Source organism: Mesorhizobium huakuii, assembly GCF_030160235.1.
In the GTDB taxonomy this organism is placed as follows: Bacteria; Pseudomonadota; Alphaproteobacteria; order Rhizobiales; family Rhizobiaceae; genus Mesorhizobium; species Mesorhizobium huakuii.
The window spans coordinates 240,949-258,198 of the sequence record NZ_BSNY01000053.1 but is presented as its reverse complement, the minus strand read 5'-3'; the positions used below and the strand labels follow the sequence as shown (position 1 = coordinate 258,198).

Here is a 17,250-nt window from a genome sequence, read left to right as displayed (position 1 = left end):
ACGCCCAGCACCGGCTGGACGCAGCCCGCGACGCGCTGGCCGAGGCCGAAAAGGCCGGCGGCGAGCTGGCGAGCCGGCGCGCGGCGCTCGATGAGGCGCGCGCGCGCATCGTCGACAGCCATGAGGAAACCTCGGCGGCTTTCGTCGAGGCCGAAATGCTGCTGCAGGACGCGCCGGACCTCGGCGACCTGCAATTGCAGCTTGAACAGTCTTCGGCCAACGTCTCCCGCGACCGCGCCACGCTTGCCGATGCGCGTGCCGTCCATGAAGGGCTGCGGCGCGAGGCCGAGGCGCGTACGCGCCGGCTCGATGCCATCGGCGCCGAGCGCAGCAACTGGCTGGTCCGCGCCGAAAACGCCTCGACGCAGATTGCCTCCCTTGGTGAACGCAAGGCCGAGGCCGAGGCCGAGCGCGAACGGCTGGCCGATGCTCCGGACGAGATCGACGCCAAGCGGCGCGCGCTGCTGTCGCAATTGACCGAGGCCGAGACCTTGCGCAAGGCGGCGGCCGACCGGCTGCAGGAAGCGGAAAACAGGCAGGCCGAACTGGACAAGCTGGCCACGTCAGCCATCCAGTCGCTGGCCGAGGCGCGCGAGACCCGTGCCCGTGCCGAGGAAAGGCTGACGGCGGCCGACGAGCGCCGGCTTGAGGTCGAAGCGCGCATCCAGGAAACGCTGAACACGCCGCCGCATCTGGTCATCCGCCATACCGGCCTGGAAGCCGATGACCCGATGCCCGAGATGGCCGAGATCGAGCGCCAGCTCGACCGGCTGAAGATCGAGCGCGAACGGCTCGGCGCCGTCAATCTGCGCGCCGAGGAAGAGCAGAAGGAGCTCTCCGACCGGCTCGAAGCGATCGTTACCGAGCGCGAGGACATCATCGAGGCGATCCGCAAGCTCCGGCAGGCGATCCAGAGCCTCAATCGTGAAGGCCGCGAGCGGCTGCTCGCCGCCTTCGACGTGGTGAACAGCCACTTCCAGCGGCTGTTCTCGCATCTGTTCGGCGGCGGCACGGCGGAATTGCAGCTGATCGAATCCGACGATCCGCTCGAGGCCGGCCTGGAAATCCTTGCCCGCCCGCCCGGCAAGAAGCCGCAGACCATGACGCTGCTGTCCGGCGGCGAGCAGGCGCTGACGGCGATGTCGCTGATCTTCGCCGTCTTCCTGACCAATCCGGCGCCGATCTGCGTGCTCGACGAAGTCGACGCGCCGCTCGACGATCACAATGTCGAGCGCTTCTGCAATCTCATGGACGAGATGGCCAAGACCACCGAGACGCGCTTCGTCATCATCACCCACAATCCGATCACCATGGCACGCATGGACCGGCTGTTCGGCGTGACCATGGCCGAGCAGGGCGTCAGCCAGCTCGTTTCGGTCGACCTGCAGGCCGCCGAGGCTATGCGCGAGGCGAGCTGACGCGTCGGTTGGTCATGGTCCGGCCTGTAGGCCAGACGCGATTGGCCATCAGCCTTTGCGGCGCATGACCCAATTTACAGATATCGCGACCACGAGGCCGCCCGCAATGCCGATGCAATCGGCAACCCAGTCGAACACGTCGAGATCGCGGTCTATCAGCGGGGTGCCCTGAAGGATCTCGATCGCGGCCCCGACCAGGGCCAGGAAAATGACCAGTGTGACTATACGCCTAGGCCAGCCTAGAGCTCCCAGGACAGCCAGTGTGGCGAATGCGCTGGCGTGATTGAGCTTGTCATTGTCGAAACCGATATCGAACCCAAATTCCTGGAGCTCGGGCATTGGAAGCAATGCGAGGACCAGAACCGCAACGAGCGTGACGACAAAGGCGGTCGATATGGCCACCGAATAGAATTTCATCTGCTCCAACAATCTTCGAAGAGAGCTGACATCGGTCCGAAGCCTTGAGCCGCAGGACGATCCAGGCCAAGCGCGGACCATGCCGCGGCGCAACCATCCGGTGGCAATGAGATGGCTGGGGCGCCAGGACATTAATCCAACCAGACTTAAGCGATTGATTTTTAATAAGCTATTGCTTTCTATTACGTTTCCGGCGCACAACTGACCTAGACAGGTGACCTAAGTTGCACCGTCAGATCGGACAAATTGGCCCAAACCTCACACATCAAACGACGCGGCTCCACCTACTACGCTCAGGTCGCCGTGCCGCTCGACTTGCAGCCTATCATGAACAGAAAGACCATGGATAGGTCGTTGCGCACGAAAGACCCGCGTGAAGCCAAGCGGCTTGTCCGGCCGGTCCTAGATGAGTGGGACCGCATGTTTGACGAAGCTCACCGGCAAGCTGCGCTTGCGATAGAGCAACGTCAGCCATTATCGGTCGCTCAGATAGCGATGCGCGATTACAAGTCACAGATCGCCTTCGACGCTGAGCTCCGAGATGCCGACCATCGTTGGGCGCAGATCGGCGTTGACCATGACGAAGCCCGCCGGTTCCGTGACGGCTATTCCGGTATCCTTTCCGACGACCAGTTGGACGAGATCGTCGGCGCTCGCGTCAGCCACCACATGGCCGCTATAGGCCAACGGTCGCCGAAAGGCAGCGATGAGTGGCGCACGATCGCACAAGCGCTCTGTGCCTCGACTTACGAAGCTCGTAGCAGGCAAGATGAGCGAGACGGCGGCGACTTCACCGGGACACCGACGCACCCGCTTTTGATCGACGTAGAGCCGGAAGCCGTGGCCGCTGAAGCGGGCGAGGGCATCATGGACCTCTATGACCTCTACGCGCGGGAGAACGCCAAGGGCATTACCCAGGACACTCTCACTCAAGCCAGGCGCGACGTGAAGCTGTTCGTTGACACGACAGGCGGCATTCCAGCTTCCGAGATCGACAAGAAGTTGGTTCGCAACTGGAAAGCGCTGTTGATGGACTATCCTGTAAAGGCCGCTGAGATTGCGGTGTTCCGTGGCATGACCATGAAGCAGATTATAGAGGCGAACGTCGCGGTCAAAAAGCCGACGATCACGGATCGAACGGTGAATCGGTATCTCTCATCGCTTGGCGCTTTCTGCGATTGGCTTTCCCACAACGATTATCTTGACCGCAACCCAGTCGACGGTTTCTCGCAAAAGGTCGACAAGACAAAGCGATCGCAAAAGCCGTTTTCCGTCGACCAAATGAACACCCTGTTTGCGTCACCACTGTTCACCGGATGCCGAAACGATGACGACTGGCACCTTCCGGGCAATCATGCTGTTCGCGATCACCGCTACTGGTTGCCGCTTGTCATGCTCTATAGCGGAGCGCGGCCGGCTGAGATCGCACAGCTTGGGATTGACGACGTGCGCGAGCAACACGGCTCATGGATTATCCATATCACAACGGAAGGCGGCGACGACAAGTCGACAAAAACCAAGGGCTCTATGCGCGTCGTTCCGGTGCACCCGGAATTGGTTAAGCTGGGTTTCGTCAAATACCGTGAAGCAGTGAAGGCGAAGGGAGAGGCACGCCTGTTCCCGCAAGCCGTCAGAAACCAACGTGGTCAGATGGTCGCCGACTTCTCACGCGACTTCGGCCGCTATCTGACCCGCATAGGCATCAAGGCCGGGCGAGGGCTTTCGCTCTACAGCTTCCGGCATGGTTTTATCGACGCCCTTCGCCGGGCTGAATATCTAGATGAGCAGTTCGGGTTCTTGGTTGGCCACAAGGCCCATTCGATGACCGAACAATACGGAACATTGCCTCAAGGCATGTTACGCCAGCGTGTCGAGATGATTGAGGCGGTTGCATATCCCCGCCTAAACCTGGAACATCTAACTATCTAGGCCGTCTAACTCTTTCAGCAGGTTCTCGCCAATCTCAATCACGGTCGAGAAGTCGCAAAGCATCTGCCCATGAAGCCATACAGGCCTCGCTCGTTCTCCAAACGAATGCATCATTACAGGCTGAAAACGGCCCAAAGCCTTTTGGGTGGAAAATAGCGCGTCATACTCATCAAAACTACGTGCTTTCAAAGCTCCGACAATCTCTTCCTCTATCCTCCGCCACTCTTTGGCGTCTTCATCGCTAAGCGTTTTAGGAGGAATATAGACCGGTATCCTGTGAGCGACCGCATGACGGTAGTTTTGCAGGTATTCAAACCACGGGTCAGCGCTTCTCAGGTAATCTTGCAACTCAGTGGAAAGGCTCTCCCGAACGATTGTGTTTTTGGGTCCAAGGCCAATGCGCCCGTCCGAGACGGGCTTTCCCTTCTCGTTTTTCACGTCGGCTTCCAAGCACCAAATTCGAGCGAGGTTGTCCAGGCCACCGTAGGCGCTCACAAGAAACGAGTGGATGAAGGCTGTAGCATCCATGAGCTGATTGCGGCTTGGAGGCCTCTTCGCTTCCGGCGGTATCACACGAAATGTCCGATCGATGCTATGGCGAAGGCTCTGCAATCGCCTCGACAATCCATGTCGCGCATACTCCGATGCCTTCTCACTACGATAAGCCCGAGTCATATAATTCGTCATTAAATCGTCTTGGCGGAGGATCCATTTTTCATAGGCTTCTGCGAATTCTTTTATCGTCTCTTCCGAATACGATGACACTCCGCCCTCCACCGTTCTTGCGTCAGGTCGATAGAGCATAATCCGGCACAAAAGTAAACGCCTTCATAGATAAATATAGGCATATCTTCCTATCAATGGACGTGAGACAATAATCTCGAAATTGAATTCGAGGTTGTTTTGTTCAAGAGTCCCGTTGAGTTGTTCAAGAATCTGTTCGGTGGCGATATCGAAAAGAAATCGATATCACTTACTGACCCTCTGGCGCTCGACTTGTTCGGTGCATTCCCGACAGTGGCCGGCCCTTCGATCAACGCCGCGACCGCACTTCACGTCCCGGCCGTCTATTCAGCTATCGTGCTCATCTCCGGCACGATCGGTTCGCTTCCCGCCAAAATCTTTGTAGCAGAGGCAGATGGCGGGAAGCGAACCTCAAAGGATCATCCCGCCTATCGCCTGGTGCATGACGAAGCCAATGAATGGACTTCTGCCGGGCAGCTCCGCGCTACGCTCACGGCAGACGCGCTCCTTCATGATCACGGCTACGCCCTCGCTATTCGTGTCGGCGCTGGCAAGCCGCAAGAGTTCATCCGCCTCGACCCGCGAACCGTCACCATCAAAACGAACGAACTGACTGGCGAGCCGGTCTACGTCCGGCGCGTCGGCGCTCGCGAGTGGACCTATGATTTCCGCGACGTCCTTCATGTGTCGTCGCCCCTCAGTCTCGCGCCGATCAAAGCAGGCCGCGAAGCCATCGCGCTCGCAACAATCTTGGAGCGTCACGCATCTCAGCTTTTCGCAGGTGGCGCTAAGCCGTCCGCGCTCTTCTACAACGACAACAAAAAGGGCGGGGAGGGCGGCAACTCCGGCTCGAAAGTCATCGCCGCGATCAAGGCCGCTTACCGGGCCGCCACTTCGTCCGGCAGCTTCACCGAACCCATGGTTCTTGATGACGGCTGGAAATACGAGCAGATCGCGCTGACCAGCGCCGACGCTCAGTTCGCCGAGATGCGCGTCGAACAGGTCAATGAGATCGCGCGCGTTTTCCGCGTTCCGCCTCATCTGCTTTTCGAGCTCTCCCGCGCCACATGGTCGAACGCGGAAGAAATGTTTCAATCCTTCCTGACGCTCACGCTTCGCTCTTGGCTGGACGAATGGGAGTGGGCATATGCCCGCGTCCTGCTTACGCCAGAAGAGCGTAAGACCCACTATGTCGAGTTCGTCATAGACGACCTCATGACCGCCAATTCCGCGACACGCGCCGAGACCTATCAGAAGTATCGCGCCATGGGTGCGATCACCGCCAACGAAGTCCGCGCCGGCTTGAACCGAGAGCCGCTGGACGGCGGCGACGTTCTGGCAAATCCGAACATCACGCCCGGCGCACCGACAGCGCAAAACGACAACGCCACGGCCGCCAAGGTCGCAGCATGAACCCGCACGTCACATTCTTCGGCGATGGCGAGCGCACCTTTGCGCTCACGCCCGACCTCATCATCGAACTTGAACGCAAGACCGGCGCGGGCATCGGCTCGCTCTGTCTTCGCTTCCCTGAAGGCAACTTTCGTCACGCTGAGCTTGTCGAGATCATCCGGCTTGCACTTATCGGCGGCGGCATCGCGCCGAAGGAAGCAGCCGCTCTTGCCGACACCTACGCGGCCAAGCGTCCTCTCACTGAATCATTCCCGATCGCAGTAGCGGTCCTACAGGCAGTCTGGAACGGCACGCCGGCACCGACACAGGAAGGCCAGGCACTCGCCAATGGATAAGCTCGTTATCGAAACGAAATTCACGACCGATGAAACCGGCGACATCGAAGGCTTGGCATGGCCGTTCGGCTCGGCCGATCGCGTCGGCGACATCATCGAGAAAGGCGCTTTCGCTGGCGTCAAACTTCCGCTCACCATGCTCTTCGGCCATGACCAGAACGAACCTATTGGGGTCTGGACGGAAGCGACCGAAGCTCCCGACGGCTTGCGCCTGAAGGGCCGGCTTCTGGTCGATGACGTTGCGCGCGCCCGTGAGGTTCGCGCCCTGGTGCAGTCCGGCGCGGTGCGCGGGATCAGCATTGGCTTCGTCACCCGTAAGGCCATGCCCCGCATCGGCGGCGGCCGAACAATCTCAAAACTGGAATTGCTGGAGGCGAGCCTTGTTTCTCTCCCCATGCACCCCGGCGCGCGCGTCACAAGCGCGAAGTCGGCAATCAAGGCTCTCGGCATCGCCGATGCGCTCAACCGCGCCACGGCGCTCTTCCGAAAAGGCAATTGAAAATGAAGTCTGCAAACAAGCGGGCGCTGTCCGGCGCCCTTGAACTGAAGGAAGCCGACGACGCTGAAAACGTCGTCACGAAGGCACTCACCGATTTTCAGGCGGTTGTCGAAACCCGCCTGAAGGCCGTCGAAACCAAGTCCGGCGATAGCGTCAAGCTTACCGAACGCTTTGACAAGCTCGAAGCCAAAATGAACCGCCCGGCGGCTGCCAACTCGAATGTTCCCGTCGCCGACAACGACAACCCGACGCCTGAAGCCAAGGCCTTCGGCACGTATCTTCGTCGCGGCGACCGTGGCCTTCAGGACATCGACGTCAAGGCGCTCACAGTCGCGACTGATGCGACCGCCGGCTATCTCGCGCCGACCGAATTCAGCGCGGAAATCTTGAAGGCCTTGCGCCTTTTCAGCCCGCTTCGCCAATACGCGAAAGTCGTGACCATCGCCGGTTCCGAGATCAAGTTTCCGCGTCGCATCGGCTCGACCGCTGCGACCTGGGTAAGCGAGATCGCCGACCGCACTGAAAGCGGTCCGTCCTATGAGCAGGTCACTTTGACGCCATGGGAAATGGCGACGTTCGTTGAGATCAGCCGGCAGCTTTTGGAAGATGCCGCCTACAACGTCGAGGGCGAAGTTTCCAGCGACCTTGCCGAGTCTTTCGCCATCGCCGAAGGCAAGGCGTTCGTTGACGGCACCGGCACAGATCGCCCGAAAGGCATTCTCGTCGCTACCGGCATCGCTGAAGTAAAGACTGGCGTTGCTGCCGACTTCCCGGCCGCAAACCCCGGCGACAAGCTCATTGACGTGATGAGCGCGATTCCGACCGCGCATGCCCAGAACGGCGCATGGGCGATGAACCGCAACACGCTCGGCATCGTGCGCAAGTGGAAGGACAGCCAGGGCAATTACCTCTGGCAGCCGGGTCTACAGGCTGGTCAGCCGTCGTCGCTGCTCGGCCGCCCGGTTATCGAAATGGTCGACTTCCCGGACGTGGCGGCCGGCAAGTTCCCGATCGTGTTCGGAGATTGGTCCGGCTATCGCATTGTCGATCGCACCGACTTCAGCATCCTGTCCGACCCTTACACCAGGGCGAAGAACGGCATCGTTGTTCTTCACAGCCGCAAGCGCGTGGGCGGCGACGTCACGAACCCCGACCGCTTCGCCAAGCTGAAGATCTCGGCGTAACGATCATGCGGCTCGCACCTGACATCGTCATTGCTCACGGCGGAAACGTCGTTCGCTTGCGCCCGTCATTGCGGGCCGCTGTCTTGCTTGAAAATCAGCACGGCCTAGGCAAAATCGTTAAGGCGATCGGCGAGGGCGACTTTAACATCGTTCTCGACATCATCACGGCGGCAACAGACAACCCAGCCGCCTATCGGATATTGGTCAAGAGGGTCGAAGAGCGCGGCTATTCTTGTCTCTTTGAGCTTGCCGATGAACTAACCCGGCTGGTGGCGGCTTCATTCGGCATCGATGCCGATGTTGAGCCGGAAAAGCCCCGTGAAAAAGCGGGCAAAGAATTCTCAATCGAAGCCGGCCTTGAACAGTTTTTCGAGATCGGCACAGGCTGGCTTGGCTGGTCGCCGGCCGATACCTGGGCGGCGACACCCGCCGAGATCATCGTCGCGCAACGTGGCCTTGTCGCCAAGCTGAAGGCCATTCACGGCAGCGCTGAAGACAATGACAAGCCCGAACACGACCCGCGTGAGCCTGTCAGCCCGCAAGAGGTTCGGGAAGGCATCGCAACCCTTCGTGCTCTCTCCCGTCAGGCACAGTGATGGCAACCCGCCCGCCCCACCTTTGCCTATGTGGCAAGATCGTTCCCGCCGAGCAGCGCTGCGCTTGTCAGGTAGTGCGCGACCGCACCCGCAAGGCACGCTTCGACAAGACCCGGCCGTCTGCCCGCGAGCGCGGTTATGACAGCAAGTGGCAACGTGAAAGCAAAGCGTTCCTCGCCATGCCTCAACATCACCATTGCGCGTGCGGCTGCGGCCGCCTCGCCAACATGGTCGATCACATCGTTCCGCACCGTGGCGACAAACGGCTCTTCTGGGACCATGCCAATTGGCAACCCATGGCCGCATCACCCTGCCATTCAAGCCGCAAGCAGCGACAGGAACGCCAGCTATGACCCGCAACGATCTTCTCACCTTAGACGGCGTGACACAGTCAATCAATGAATGGGCGCTGGACTACGGCATCCCAGTGAGGACAATCATGACCCGGCTTCACCAAGACATGCCGATTGAACGAGCGATTACGAAACCCATACCAACAAGGCCTGGCATCACCCTTGATGACCTCGAACCTTTGCGTAATGCACGATCTGGCAGCATAACGCGAAATGGTCGGTAAGCAATCTATCGCTAATCATTACCTGGCTTTTTGTCTCCAGATTTGAAAAGAAATTTAGCCAAAGCAAAAACAATTATGCTTACAGCAACGAAAAATATAATGACTAGAAAGATACCGCCAGTGCTTAGTCCTCCGATCCAAACAACGGCAGCCAAACCAATCAAAAATCCGACGGCGCCTGCGGATCCATATTTTAAGAAATCCATTCATCCGCCCTTTACGCCAAAAGATTCCGCAAATGCATCTCCATATTTATTCGCGGTATCTCGTATCTTTTTCTTTAGACTTTCTATCGTCCATCCATTTTTAAATAAATCGTTGTCGCCTTGTATTTCTCCTTTCCAGAAGTTCATCACGGCGACAAAGTCATCGTATTTATCCTTATTTGACATGTCTTCATACAATATTATCGGCTTGTTATCGAGTATGCTCTTTCCCGGCGCCCACGCAATCAAGAACGGTCCTCGCCCATCAGGCGACCAGCCTGCGCGTCTAGCGGAGTCAATTGCGACTGTGGCCATGGGCAGATCAAAATTAGAAACGACTACCTCGCAGTCTTCCTTCTTTGTTCCTGCATTCAGTCTGTCAGCGAGTTTGTCGTCGTTGATCGGCCAAACTGTAACCATCTGCTTTGAGGGAGATATATCTAAATTGAATGCTGAGACAAAACTATTCAGAAATGCTCGGCAAACCATCAAATGCCTATCTTTATCAAAGGTGGATGCCGTCGCAGGGAAGGTTAGAATTCCGTATGCTGCGAAGTTCTCTGGAGGATATTCTCCAGGGCCGCTAAACATACGGCTAGCCTTGAGTCCCTTCGCCAATGCGTTGCTTACGTCTTGCGCCGCTTTATTCACGGCATTCGCTACGTCTTTTATCGCCTTTAGGTCTTTGAAGGGATCGCTAAGCCAGTCAGCGTCCGCCCTGCTTGATGAGATCAAGACGGAGAGGCACAGCAGTAGAGCGAATAACTTTCGGTCCATAGTGGAAACCTTATTGTTTCGCGTATTCCTGCACAGCATTATCATGCTGCTGTTCATTCCGAAAGCATTAGGAGTCTGTCGGGGGGTGTCTCTCAACCTGCCAATGTCCGTAGGGACCGGCGGGGAGAGCACCGTGCAAGAGAGCACGAATATAGGAATTTCAGAATGAGCGTGTCTCTCGACCTTCTCAAATCACAGATGAACCTCACCGGCACCGATGACGACGCCTTGCTTTCCCACAAGATCGCAGCGGCCGAACAGTGGATTTCCGACCAGATCGGAAAGGATCTAGCCGACATAAGCCCGATGCCGGCGACACTCACTGAAGCCGTGCTTCAGCTTGCCGCCGCTTGGTATGAGCAGCGCGAGGCCGTCTTGATCGGCATCGGCGCGAACGAAGTGCCGTTTGGCGTCCGAGACCTCATTCGACCCTACCGCGAATGGGAACTTTGATGGCCTATTCCAAGCAGCTTCAGGCCTTCGATCGCGTCATGAAAGAGCTTCCCGACGTCGTGGCGAAGGCCATTGAGCCGAAACTTGTCATCGAAGCGAACAAGATCGCCGGCCGTATCCAGCGTGCAGCGCCAGAAGATAGCGGCGACCTGAAAGATTCGGTCGTCGTCACCGCGCCCGGTGGATCGACGCCAGCCTATTCGCAGCCAGGCGGCTCGCGCATCGCTGCGAACAACGAAGCGATTATCACCGTCGGCAACAACGTCGTTCGCTATCCGCATCTCATCGAATACGGCACGTCGAAGATGGCGGCTCAGCCGTATTTCTGGCCGACCGTGCGCACCTACGGGCCGCGCGGGCAACGGGCGATCAAGCTCGCGCTCGGCAAGCTGGTCAAAGCCGCATGGGCGCGGTCATGATCGAACCATCGCTTGCGCTTCAGACGGCGATCAACACCCGGCTGACTACGACCCCGGCCGTTGTCGCACTCGTCGCGGCCGATCAAATCCGCACCGGAAGCATGCGCCGTGAGCAGCTGCCGTCTGTCATCATGGCCGGCTCGCAAACCGAATATCTCGGCTATAACGCTGGCGGCCAATACAGCGCTCGCGTCTGGCTGGACCTTCACATCTGGGCGCTTGATGCCGGCGACGACATGGCGAAGGCCGTCGGTTTCGCGTTGCACGGCGCGTTGCTCGCACCGCTCGACATGGTGGACTGTGCAATCGATTTCTTTGAAGCCAAGAACGTTCGCTGGCTTCGAGACCCCGACCCTGATTTTGCGCACGGTGTGCTCAACGTCGAGGCCGTCATTCGGTGGAGGCTCTAATGCGCGCCGGCAGCTTGTCGAGATCGATTACGCTACAGAGATGTAGCCTCGAGACGAAAGGACCGACCGGCGCGGTGACACCCGTCTGGTCAAATTTTGCAACCGGAGTCCGCGCCGAGAGGGTCGGTGCCAGCGCGGCCGAAACACCGCTCACATTCGGTGAGGCCGAACGCATCACCATTACGTTCCGCATTCGCTATATCGGCAATCTCACCACGGCCGATCGCGTCATCTATGAGGGCGTTGCATTCGACCTTGTCGGGATAACTGAGATCGGCCGGCGGCGTGGCCTCGAATTGCGGTGCGAGCGCGCCCGCTAGTGACGCATCTTCGCGGCGTAAAGCCAGCCCTCTCGCATGACCGCGACCCGCTCACCAAGGCACCGCCAACGCCTCGCTACTTCAGCGTGTTCGCCAAGGCGGAATGGCATCGTGTCATGCCCCGGCTCATTGATGATCGCATCATCACCAAGGCCGATCTTGGCGGCGTCGAGGACTTCTGCTTGGCGCGTGGCCTTGTTCGCGAGATCGACGCCATCATGCGCAACGCCGATGGTGCGATCGATTTGAAGCTTGTGCGCGCACAAGACAAATCCATGCAGACGGCCCGGCAGCTTGCCGCCGAGTATGGCTTGTCGCCTACGTCGCGAACGCGCGTCGGTGGTCGTGACGATGATGACGACGACACGAACCCGCTGGACATCAGATGAACGCCAGCACCTATCCCGAATGGATTTTTGACGGCTCGCCGATTGCCGACCCGCTCGGCTGCGGTGATCGCGCCGTTCGTTTCCTGCGAAGCCTGAAGCACCCGAACAGCACCGCGCTCGGTAGCGCTTTTCAGCTTCATGATTGGCAAGAACGCATCGTTCGACGCATCTATGGCCCGCGCCATGCAGACGGCCGACGTATCGTTGAAACCGTCTTTTGGATGATTCCCCGCGGTAACCGCAAAACCAGCTTAGCCGCGGCGCTGGCGCTGCTTCATACGATCGGCCCTGAGAAAGTCCCGGCAGGGCAAGTGATCTTCGCTGCTTCCGATCGAGAGCAAGCGGGGCTTGGCTTCAAAGAGGCCGCCAACATCATCCGCATGGATCGCCGGTTGATCGCGGCGACCAAGATTTACGATGCGCACAACAGCGTCAAAAAGATCGTCTACAAAAAGCAGGACGTGTCTCTACAGGCCATTTCGAGCGACGGCGCATCGCAGCACGGCAAGACGCCTGCTTTCATCCTGGTCGATGAGATTCACGTATGGAAGGGCCGCGACCTCTGGGAAGCCCTTAAATCCGGTTTGGTAAAAACGCCCGGCACGCTCATGGTGATCGCCACGACGGCCGGCCGTGGTTCTGAGAACATCGGTTTCGAGCAATACGACTACGCCCGCAAGATCGCGCTCGGCGATATCGACAATCCCGCTTTCCTGCCGATCATCTTCGAAGCTGCCAACGATAACGATTGGAACGCTGAAGCGCTCTGGCACCGCGTTAACCCCGGCCTGAAGCATGGCTTTCCTAATCTGGACGGGCTGCGCTCACTGGCGAAAGAAGCGGAACACCGGCCGGCCGAACGCCACGCTTTCAAGCAATTCAACCTCAACATCTGGCAGGCTCACAGCCGAACGCCACTTTTCGACATGGCCGTCTATGACGAAGGCCGGTTCAAATTCGAGCTTGCCGACCTTGAAGAGTTGCCGTGTTTCATCGGCGTTGATTTGTCAGTGAATGGCGACCTGACAGCGGTTGTCGCTGCTTGGCGGCACGACGATGGCCGGATCACCGTTTATCCGTGGTTCTTCGTTCCGGGCGACGACTTGCGCGGGCGCGCCGACCGCGACGGCGTTCCTTATGAGCAGTGGCGCGACGATGGCTTTATCACCGCGATCGACGGGCCGATTATCGAACCTGAGATTGTCGAGGCTCACATTCGCGAGTTGTGCGCGACGAACAACGTGATCGAAGTTGCCTTCGACCCACACCTGGCGCGCATGATGATGCAGCGGCTTCACAACGATGGCATACCGGCAATCGAGATGCGCCAAGGGCCGCTCACGATGGCGCCAGCGATCGGCGACCTTGAGCGCACGGTGAACGGCCGCAAGATACGCCACAGCGGCCACCCTGTTCTCCGCCATCACTTCGATAGCGTCGTGGCATCGACCGGCGATACCGGCCTCACGCGCATGCACAAGGCGACGAGCCGCGACCGGATCGATGGCGCTGTTGCGACCGCGATGGCTGTCAGCCGTGCCGCCGCGAACGATAACGCGCGATCGATCTACGATTCCGACGACCTCGACGAACTTTGTGCATAGGAGCCGACCATGGCAGCAGACGACCAAATTCTAGCCGTTGACCTCATTGCCCGAGATAGCGATTTCCGGCGAAGCTTTGAGCGCGCCCGCATTTCTGCCGTGTCGGATTTCGACAAGATCGAGGTGCGCGCCAAGACGATGACGTCGCGCCTGGACGCGACGTTTGCGAACATCGGCGGCGGGCTGAAGGGCGGCTTGGCCGGCATGTTCTTGGGCGCGGGCGCTGCCGCAACGGCAGCACTTGCACCGCTTGCGCTCTTCAACAAGGCGCTCGACACGATCGACATGGCTTCGCATTTGGTCGACACGGCCGACCGTATCGGCCTTTCGACAACCGCTCTCCAGGAACTAGGCTTCGGCTTTGCACAGGCTGGTGTTGAGCAGTCGGAATTCGAAACCGGCATGGAGCAGTTTTCGAAGCGCATCGGCGAGGCGGCGACCAAAGGCGGCACGCTCGCCAACATCTTGAAGGCGAACGGTATCGCGATCCGCGACGCCAACGGGCAGATTAGAACGTCGGAGCAACTGCTCGCCAGCTACGCCGAACTGATCCGCAATGCCGCCTCCGAACAAGAGAAGATGCTACTCGTCACTGAGGCGTTCGGCCGTGGTGGCGGCGCAATGCTCGTCGGTTTGAACGACGGCGCGAGAGGCATCCTCAATATGAAGAAAGCCGCCGAAGATGCCGGTGGCGTCATCGATGAGCAGCTATTGCGACGTGCTGAAGAGATGGGCGACCGATGGGACGCGGCGTGGCACCGGTTCGCGGTTAGCTCACAGTCGGCCATCCTGTCGGCGCTGGAGGGTATGGACCAACTCAACGGCCGTATGCAGGACTTCCTGAAAAACCGCCAGGCGGCCGAGATGGGCGACTTAGCGGGCTCGCTGGTCGGCAAGCCGGGTGACGTGCTTACGGGACCAGGCAAGAGCGACAAGCCTGACGCGATCGACGTTCGCATTTCACAAGCATTCGGCGGCGAGATCGCCAAGGCCGACGACAAGATTGTCGAGCACCTGAAGGCTCGATACGGCAACGCCGTGAACCGGGCGACCATCATTCCCGGCGAGACGACCGAAAAGGGTGGCGGTTCAAAGGCCAAGGCTCCAGCGCAAGACGGTTTCGAGCGCGAGCTGGCGCAGACGCAACGGCGCATCGCGCTCATGCGCGCCGAGACGACTGCGCAAGCTGGTCTCAATCCGCTGGTCGATGACTACGGCGATGCGCTCGCCTTCGCCCGAACGAAGCAAGAGCTTCTCAACGCCGCACAACAGGCGGGCAAGACCATCACGCCCGAACTGGCGGCATCTATCGACGCGATCGCCCGGTCCTACGCCAGTGCCTCTACAGAGGCGCAGAAGCTAGCCGACAGCCAGGACAAGACCCGCGCGACGGCACAGGAAATATCCAGCCTAGGCCGCGACGTTCTCGGCGGCTTCATTTCTGACTTACGCGCCGGCACGTCGGCGTCTGATATGCTCTTCAATGCCCTTGGCAAGATCGAGGACAAGCTTATCGACATTGCCTTGAATTCGCTTTTCAGCACGACCGGCGGCGGCGGCATTATGGGACTTGTGGGGTCGCTGTTCGGCTTCAGCGGTGGCGGGCTTGTGAAGAGTGACCCTTGGGCCGGCATGCGCCTCGCAGGGGGAGGGCATGTCCGTGGTCCCGGCACTTCAACGTCAGACAGCATTCCGGCTAGGCTTAGCGATGGCGAGTTCGTCGTCAACGCCCGCGCCACCGCCCGCAACCGGGCGCTGCTTGAAGCCGTGAACGACAACCGCCTTCCGGGCTTCGCCGACGGTGGGCTCGTAGGTGGCGCGCCTGTGTTCGCCGGTAACGACAATCGGCCCGGGGCGCAGATTGCGATTTCAGCACCGATTACCGTGAACGGAAGCGCCGGCACTCCCGCACAGAACGATGACCTTGCGAAAAAGATGGGCCGTCAAATGGAAAGCAGCCTGAGAGGCCTGATTTCAGATGAGCTACGACGGGCGCAACGTCCCGGCAATCTCGCCAACAATCGAGGGCGCTAGCGAGACACGATTGCTTGAGTGCGCCCGTGCTAGATTCGGACCGTTGGGTTCAACATGGGGGTGCGCAAGTGCTATACTTCGTCATTCGCAACGATGAGGATTGGCGACATTCTTTTGCCAGTCCCGCCTTAGAAGAAGCTGAAAGAGAAGCCGCCCGGGACGCGGCGGACGGGCATCGAGTTAAAATCGAGGCTTGGCAAGTTGGCGTTCTCGTATCACAGCCAAATGTGGTTCGCGAGTTCAACGCGGAATAGGCCATTTGACTCAGGGAAGGCCGCTTTTCTCGCCGTCACCGCTGAAATTCTGCTATACTGTAATTGCACTCGAATGATTGCGGTTCTTGGCGGAATCGGGCGGCACCTAACTGGTGTCGCCCACATTCGCCTCGTCATCAGCTCCGATCGCCGGCCCCGCCAGCCGCAACCCAATCATCGAAGGTAACACCTCTCCCATGCCGCCTGAAATCGACTCCGGACTACCGGCAACGCCTGTCGCCAGACACCTGATCACAGAGGAAAATGTTCCTATCGTGATCACGCTGACAAACGGGCGTGGTGACAAAAAGGGAAACCTGAAGCACCTGAAATCGCCTTACCGCGATGCTGCCTTTCGTCATGTGTTCCAAGGGCTCGACGCCCTTGAGGAACTGGAGGAAGACGGGGCGACTTCAGTTACAGTGCTGTTACCCCTTCCCAGCCCTTCAACGCCAACCGCCACCTCTAGTCCTTCCACCGCTACCCCTACACCCTACGTCCGCGAAAGCCTCTCTCCTAAAGACGCCGCCTGCCACGAACGCTTCTGGCAGTCCTTCAGCGTCTACACAGGCTTAGCCGCTCACGACGTGCCGGCTGTCTGGCGTGATCTAAGCGACCTGTCGACGCTCGAATGGTTTCACCACTCGTTACGCCATACCGGACCCGTTCACTCGTTTACGTTGAATCTCTCTCCCGACATAGACCGGTTAGCCCGAACCAAGCGGTCGGCCGTCAAATGGTTGTCCAGGCGAATTGATCGCCAGCTTAAGCTCGCCCTTGGAAGGCCTATCGATTTCTGGTTCGCTGTGGAGCTCACACAGGAGGGGCAGCCGCGAAGGCTACATTGTCACGGCGAGCTACAGATCGCGTCCAGTGACTCGCTGTGTGTCCGCAAAGCACTACGCATCGCCGGTGGCGAGTGGGAAGAGGCTCGCCAGTTTCAGGCTCACACCCGTCCGGCCCCGAATGTGGGTTGGAGTCACTACGTTCGCGGGCTGTCTGTCTTGTCTGGCGTCGTGCCTTATCGAGGGCGGTTCAAGAACATGAAGCGCCCGATCAATGGTGACTGGTTTGCTTCGACGAATGCGGTGCGCAGCGCTGCCAGCTCGCTCTATACCGCCCGACGTGGGCAGGTTTTGTCGCTCCTGAAGAACGTTTCGGTCGTGTAAAGTCACCGATGACTTATCTAACTATATGAAAACATTGAATAATATATGTTGACGACCGGGCCGGTATGACTCATGTTGCGCTCGCAATCACGCAACGGAGGAC

Annotated in this window: 20 protein-coding genes; 16 read left to right on the top strand and 4 right to left on the bottom strand. The window is 59.1% G+C overall.

Annotated elements, in window-relative coordinates; genetic code table 11:
• Window positions 1-1,418, top strand: a 1,418-nt coding sequence (locus QQK95_RS27885; RefSeq protein WP_284277628.1) for a chromosome segregation SMC family protein, incomplete at its 5' end; no start/stop codon positions are given.
• Window positions 1,419-1,466: 48 nt separating this feature from the next.
• Here the strand turns inward: QQK95_RS27885 and QQK95_RS27880 are convergent.
• Window positions 1,467-1,835, bottom strand: coding sequence for a VanZ family protein (locus QQK95_RS27880; RefSeq protein WP_284277626.1), 369 nt, complete (start codon window positions 1,833-1,835; stop codon window positions 1,467-1,469).
• A 246-nt stretch (window positions 1,836-2,081) separates the two neighbouring features.
• On the opposite strand from QQK95_RS27880, the gene QQK95_RS27875 reads away from it, so the two are divergent.
• Window positions 2,082-3,764: a site-specific integrase gene (locus QQK95_RS27875; protein ID WP_322791231.1), complete on the top strand. Its 1,683-nt coding sequence runs from the start codon at window positions 2,082-2,084 to the stop codon at window positions 3,762-3,764.
• On the opposite strand, the gene QQK95_RS27870 is transcribed toward QQK95_RS27875, so the two are convergent.
• Entirely contained in the window at window positions 3,753-4,529 is a 777-nt protein-coding gene (locus QQK95_RS27870) for a hypothetical protein (protein ID WP_284277624.1), read from the bottom strand. The two genes, QQK95_RS27875 and QQK95_RS27870, sit on opposite strands and share 12 nt — an antisense overlap.
• Window positions 4,530-4,688: 159 nt before the next feature.
• On the opposite strand from QQK95_RS27870, the gene QQK95_RS27865 reads away from it, so the two are divergent.
• Genes QQK95_RS27865 through QQK95_RS27840 form a run of 6 tightly spaced genes read left to right on the top strand, consistent with a single transcriptional unit; the run spans window position 4,689 to window position 8,888 of the window.
• Window positions 4,689-5,921 carry a phage portal protein gene (locus QQK95_RS27865; protein WP_284277623.1) on the top strand — a complete coding sequence of 411 codons (1,233 nt, stop codon included), beginning with the start codon at window positions 4,689-4,691 and terminating at the stop codon, window positions 5,919-5,921.
• Window positions 5,918-6,256, top strand: coding sequence for a gene transfer agent family protein (locus QQK95_RS27860; RefSeq protein ID WP_284277622.1), 339 nt, complete (start codon window positions 5,918-5,920; stop codon window positions 6,254-6,256). The genes QQK95_RS27865 and QQK95_RS27860 overlap by 4 nt, the downstream gene beginning before the upstream one ends.
• Window positions 6,249-6,755, top strand: a complete 507-nt coding sequence (locus QQK95_RS27855; RefSeq protein WP_284277621.1) for an HK97 family phage prohead protease — start codon at window positions 6,249-6,251, stop codon at window positions 6,753-6,755. The genes QQK95_RS27860 and QQK95_RS27855 overlap by 8 nt, the downstream gene beginning before the upstream one ends.
• A gap of 2 nt (window positions 6,756-6,757) precedes the next feature.
• Window positions 6,758-7,939 carry a phage major capsid protein gene (locus QQK95_RS27850; RefSeq protein WP_284277620.1) on the top strand — a complete coding sequence of 394 codons (1,182 nt, stop codon included), beginning with the start codon at window positions 6,758-6,760 and terminating at the stop codon, window positions 7,937-7,939.
• Window positions 7,940-7,944: 5 nt separating this feature from the next.
• On the top strand, window positions 7,945-8,535 hold the full coding sequence (locus QQK95_RS27845) for a hypothetical protein (RefSeq protein WP_284277619.1): 591 nt from the start codon (window positions 7,945-7,947) through the stop codon (window positions 8,533-8,535).
• On the top strand, window positions 8,535-8,888 hold the full coding sequence (locus QQK95_RS27840) for an HNH endonuclease (RefSeq protein ID WP_284277618.1): 354 nt from the start codon (window positions 8,535-8,537) through the stop codon (window positions 8,886-8,888). Before QQK95_RS27845 ends, QQK95_RS27840 begins: the two co-directional genes overlap by 1 nt.
• Before the next feature lie 235 nt (window positions 8,889-9,123).
• On the opposite strand, the gene QQK95_RS27835 is transcribed toward QQK95_RS27840, so the two are convergent.
• A complete protein-coding gene (locus QQK95_RS27835; protein ID WP_284277616.1) occupies window positions 9,124-9,318 on the bottom strand; it encodes a hypothetical protein in 195 nt (64 codons plus the stop codon).
• Entirely contained in the window at window positions 9,319-10,095 is a 777-nt protein-coding gene (locus QQK95_RS27830; RefSeq protein WP_284277615.1) for a hypothetical protein, read from the bottom strand.
• A 165-nt stretch (window positions 10,096-10,260) separates the two neighbouring features.
• Between QQK95_RS27830 and QQK95_RS27825 the strand changes: the two genes are divergently transcribed.
• The 8 genes from QQK95_RS27825 (at window position 10,261) to QQK95_RS27790 (ending at window position 17,147) form a co-directional block, all read left to right on the top strand.
• Window positions 10,261-10,548, top strand: coding sequence for a head-tail connector protein (locus tag QQK95_RS27825; protein WP_284277614.1), 288 nt, complete (start codon window positions 10,261-10,263; stop codon window positions 10,546-10,548).
• Window positions 10,548-10,967 (top strand): HK97 gp10 family phage protein, encoded by a 420-nt coding sequence (locus QQK95_RS27820; RefSeq protein ID WP_284277613.1) that lies wholly within the window; start codon window positions 10,548-10,550, stop codon window positions 10,965-10,967. The genes QQK95_RS27825 and QQK95_RS27820 overlap by 1 nt, the downstream gene beginning before the upstream one ends.
• Window positions 10,964-11,377: a DUF3168 domain-containing protein gene (locus QQK95_RS27815; RefSeq protein WP_284277612.1), complete on the top strand. Its 414-nt coding sequence runs from the start codon at window positions 10,964-10,966 to the stop codon at window positions 11,375-11,377. Before QQK95_RS27820 ends, QQK95_RS27815 begins: the two co-directional genes overlap by 4 nt.
• Window positions 11,377-11,697: a phage head closure protein gene (locus QQK95_RS27810; RefSeq protein WP_284277611.1), complete on the top strand. Its 321-nt coding sequence runs from the start codon at window positions 11,377-11,379 to the stop codon at window positions 11,695-11,697. Before QQK95_RS27815 ends, QQK95_RS27810 begins: the two co-directional genes overlap by 1 nt.
• Window positions 11,698-11,783: 86 nt before the next feature.
• On the top strand, window positions 11,784-12,086 hold the full coding sequence (locus QQK95_RS27805) for a P27 family phage terminase small subunit (RefSeq protein ID WP_284277610.1): 303 nt from the start codon (window positions 11,784-11,786) through the stop codon (window positions 12,084-12,086).
• On the top strand, window positions 12,083-13,690 hold the full coding sequence (locus tag QQK95_RS27800; RefSeq protein WP_284277609.1) for a terminase large subunit: 1,608 nt from the start codon (window positions 12,083-12,085) through the stop codon (window positions 13,688-13,690). The genes QQK95_RS27805 and QQK95_RS27800 overlap by 4 nt, the downstream gene beginning before the upstream one ends.
• Window positions 13,691-13,699: 9 nt before the next feature.
• A complete protein-coding gene (locus QQK95_RS27795; RefSeq protein ID WP_284277608.1) occupies window positions 13,700-15,724 on the top strand; it encodes a hypothetical protein in 2,025 nt (674 codons plus the stop codon).
• 451 nt (window positions 15,725-16,175) lie between these two features.
• Window positions 16,176-17,147, top strand: coding sequence for a hypothetical protein (locus tag QQK95_RS27790; RefSeq protein ID WP_284277607.1), 972 nt, complete (start codon window positions 16,176-16,178; stop codon window positions 17,145-17,147).
• The last annotated feature ends 103 nt before the right edge of the window (window positions 17,148-17,250 follow it).

Excerpts from the sequence above, each read along its gene's own strand:
- QQK95_RS27880 (WP_284277626.1), bottom strand. The coding sequence starts at position 1,835 with ATGAAATTCTATTCGGTGGCCATATCGACCGCCTTTGTCGTCACGCTC.
- QQK95_RS27860 (WP_284277622.1), top strand. The coding sequence starts at position 5,918 with ATGAACCCGCACGTCACATTCTTCGGCGATGGCGAGCGCACCTTTGCG.
- QQK95_RS27855 (WP_284277621.1), top strand. The coding sequence starts at position 6,249 with ATGGATAAGCTCGTTATCGAAACGAAATTCACGACCGATGAAACCGGC.
- QQK95_RS27850 (WP_284277620.1), top strand. The coding sequence starts at position 6,758 with ATGAAGTCTGCAAACAAGCGGGCGCTGTCCGGCGCCCTTGAACTGAAG.
- QQK95_RS27845 (WP_284277619.1), top strand. The coding sequence starts at position 7,945 with ATGCGGCTCGCACCTGACATCGTCATTGCTCACGGCGGAAACGTCGTT.
- QQK95_RS27840 (WP_284277618.1), top strand. The coding sequence starts at position 8,535 with ATGGCAACCCGCCCGCCCCACCTTTGCCTATGTGGCAAGATCGTTCCC.
- QQK95_RS27835 (WP_284277616.1), bottom strand. The coding sequence starts at position 9,318 with ATGGATTTCTTAAAATATGGATCCGCAGGCGCCGTCGGATTTTTGATT.
- QQK95_RS27830 (WP_284277615.1), bottom strand. The coding sequence starts at position 10,095 with ATGGACCGAAAGTTATTCGCTCTACTGCTGTGCCTCTCCGTCTTGATC.
- QQK95_RS27825 (WP_284277614.1), top strand. The coding sequence starts at position 10,261 with ATGAGCGTGTCTCTCGACCTTCTCAAATCACAGATGAACCTCACCGGC.
- QQK95_RS27820 (WP_284277613.1), top strand. The coding sequence starts at position 10,548 with ATGGCCTATTCCAAGCAGCTTCAGGCCTTCGATCGCGTCATGAAAGAG.
- QQK95_RS27815 (WP_284277612.1), top strand. The coding sequence starts at position 10,964 with ATGATCGAACCATCGCTTGCGCTTCAGACGGCGATCAACACCCGGCTG.
- QQK95_RS27810 (WP_284277611.1), top strand. The coding sequence starts at position 11,377 with ATGCGCGCCGGCAGCTTGTCGAGATCGATTACGCTACAGAGATGTAGC.
- QQK95_RS27800 (WP_284277609.1), top strand. The coding sequence starts at position 12,083 with ATGAACGCCAGCACCTATCCCGAATGGATTTTTGACGGCTCGCCGATT.
- QQK95_RS27795 (WP_284277608.1), top strand. The coding sequence starts at position 13,700 with ATGGCAGCAGACGACCAAATTCTAGCCGTTGACCTCATTGCCCGAGAT.
- QQK95_RS27790 (WP_284277607.1), top strand. The coding sequence starts at position 16,176 with ATGCCGCCTGAAATCGACTCCGGACTACCGGCAACGCCTGTCGCCAGA.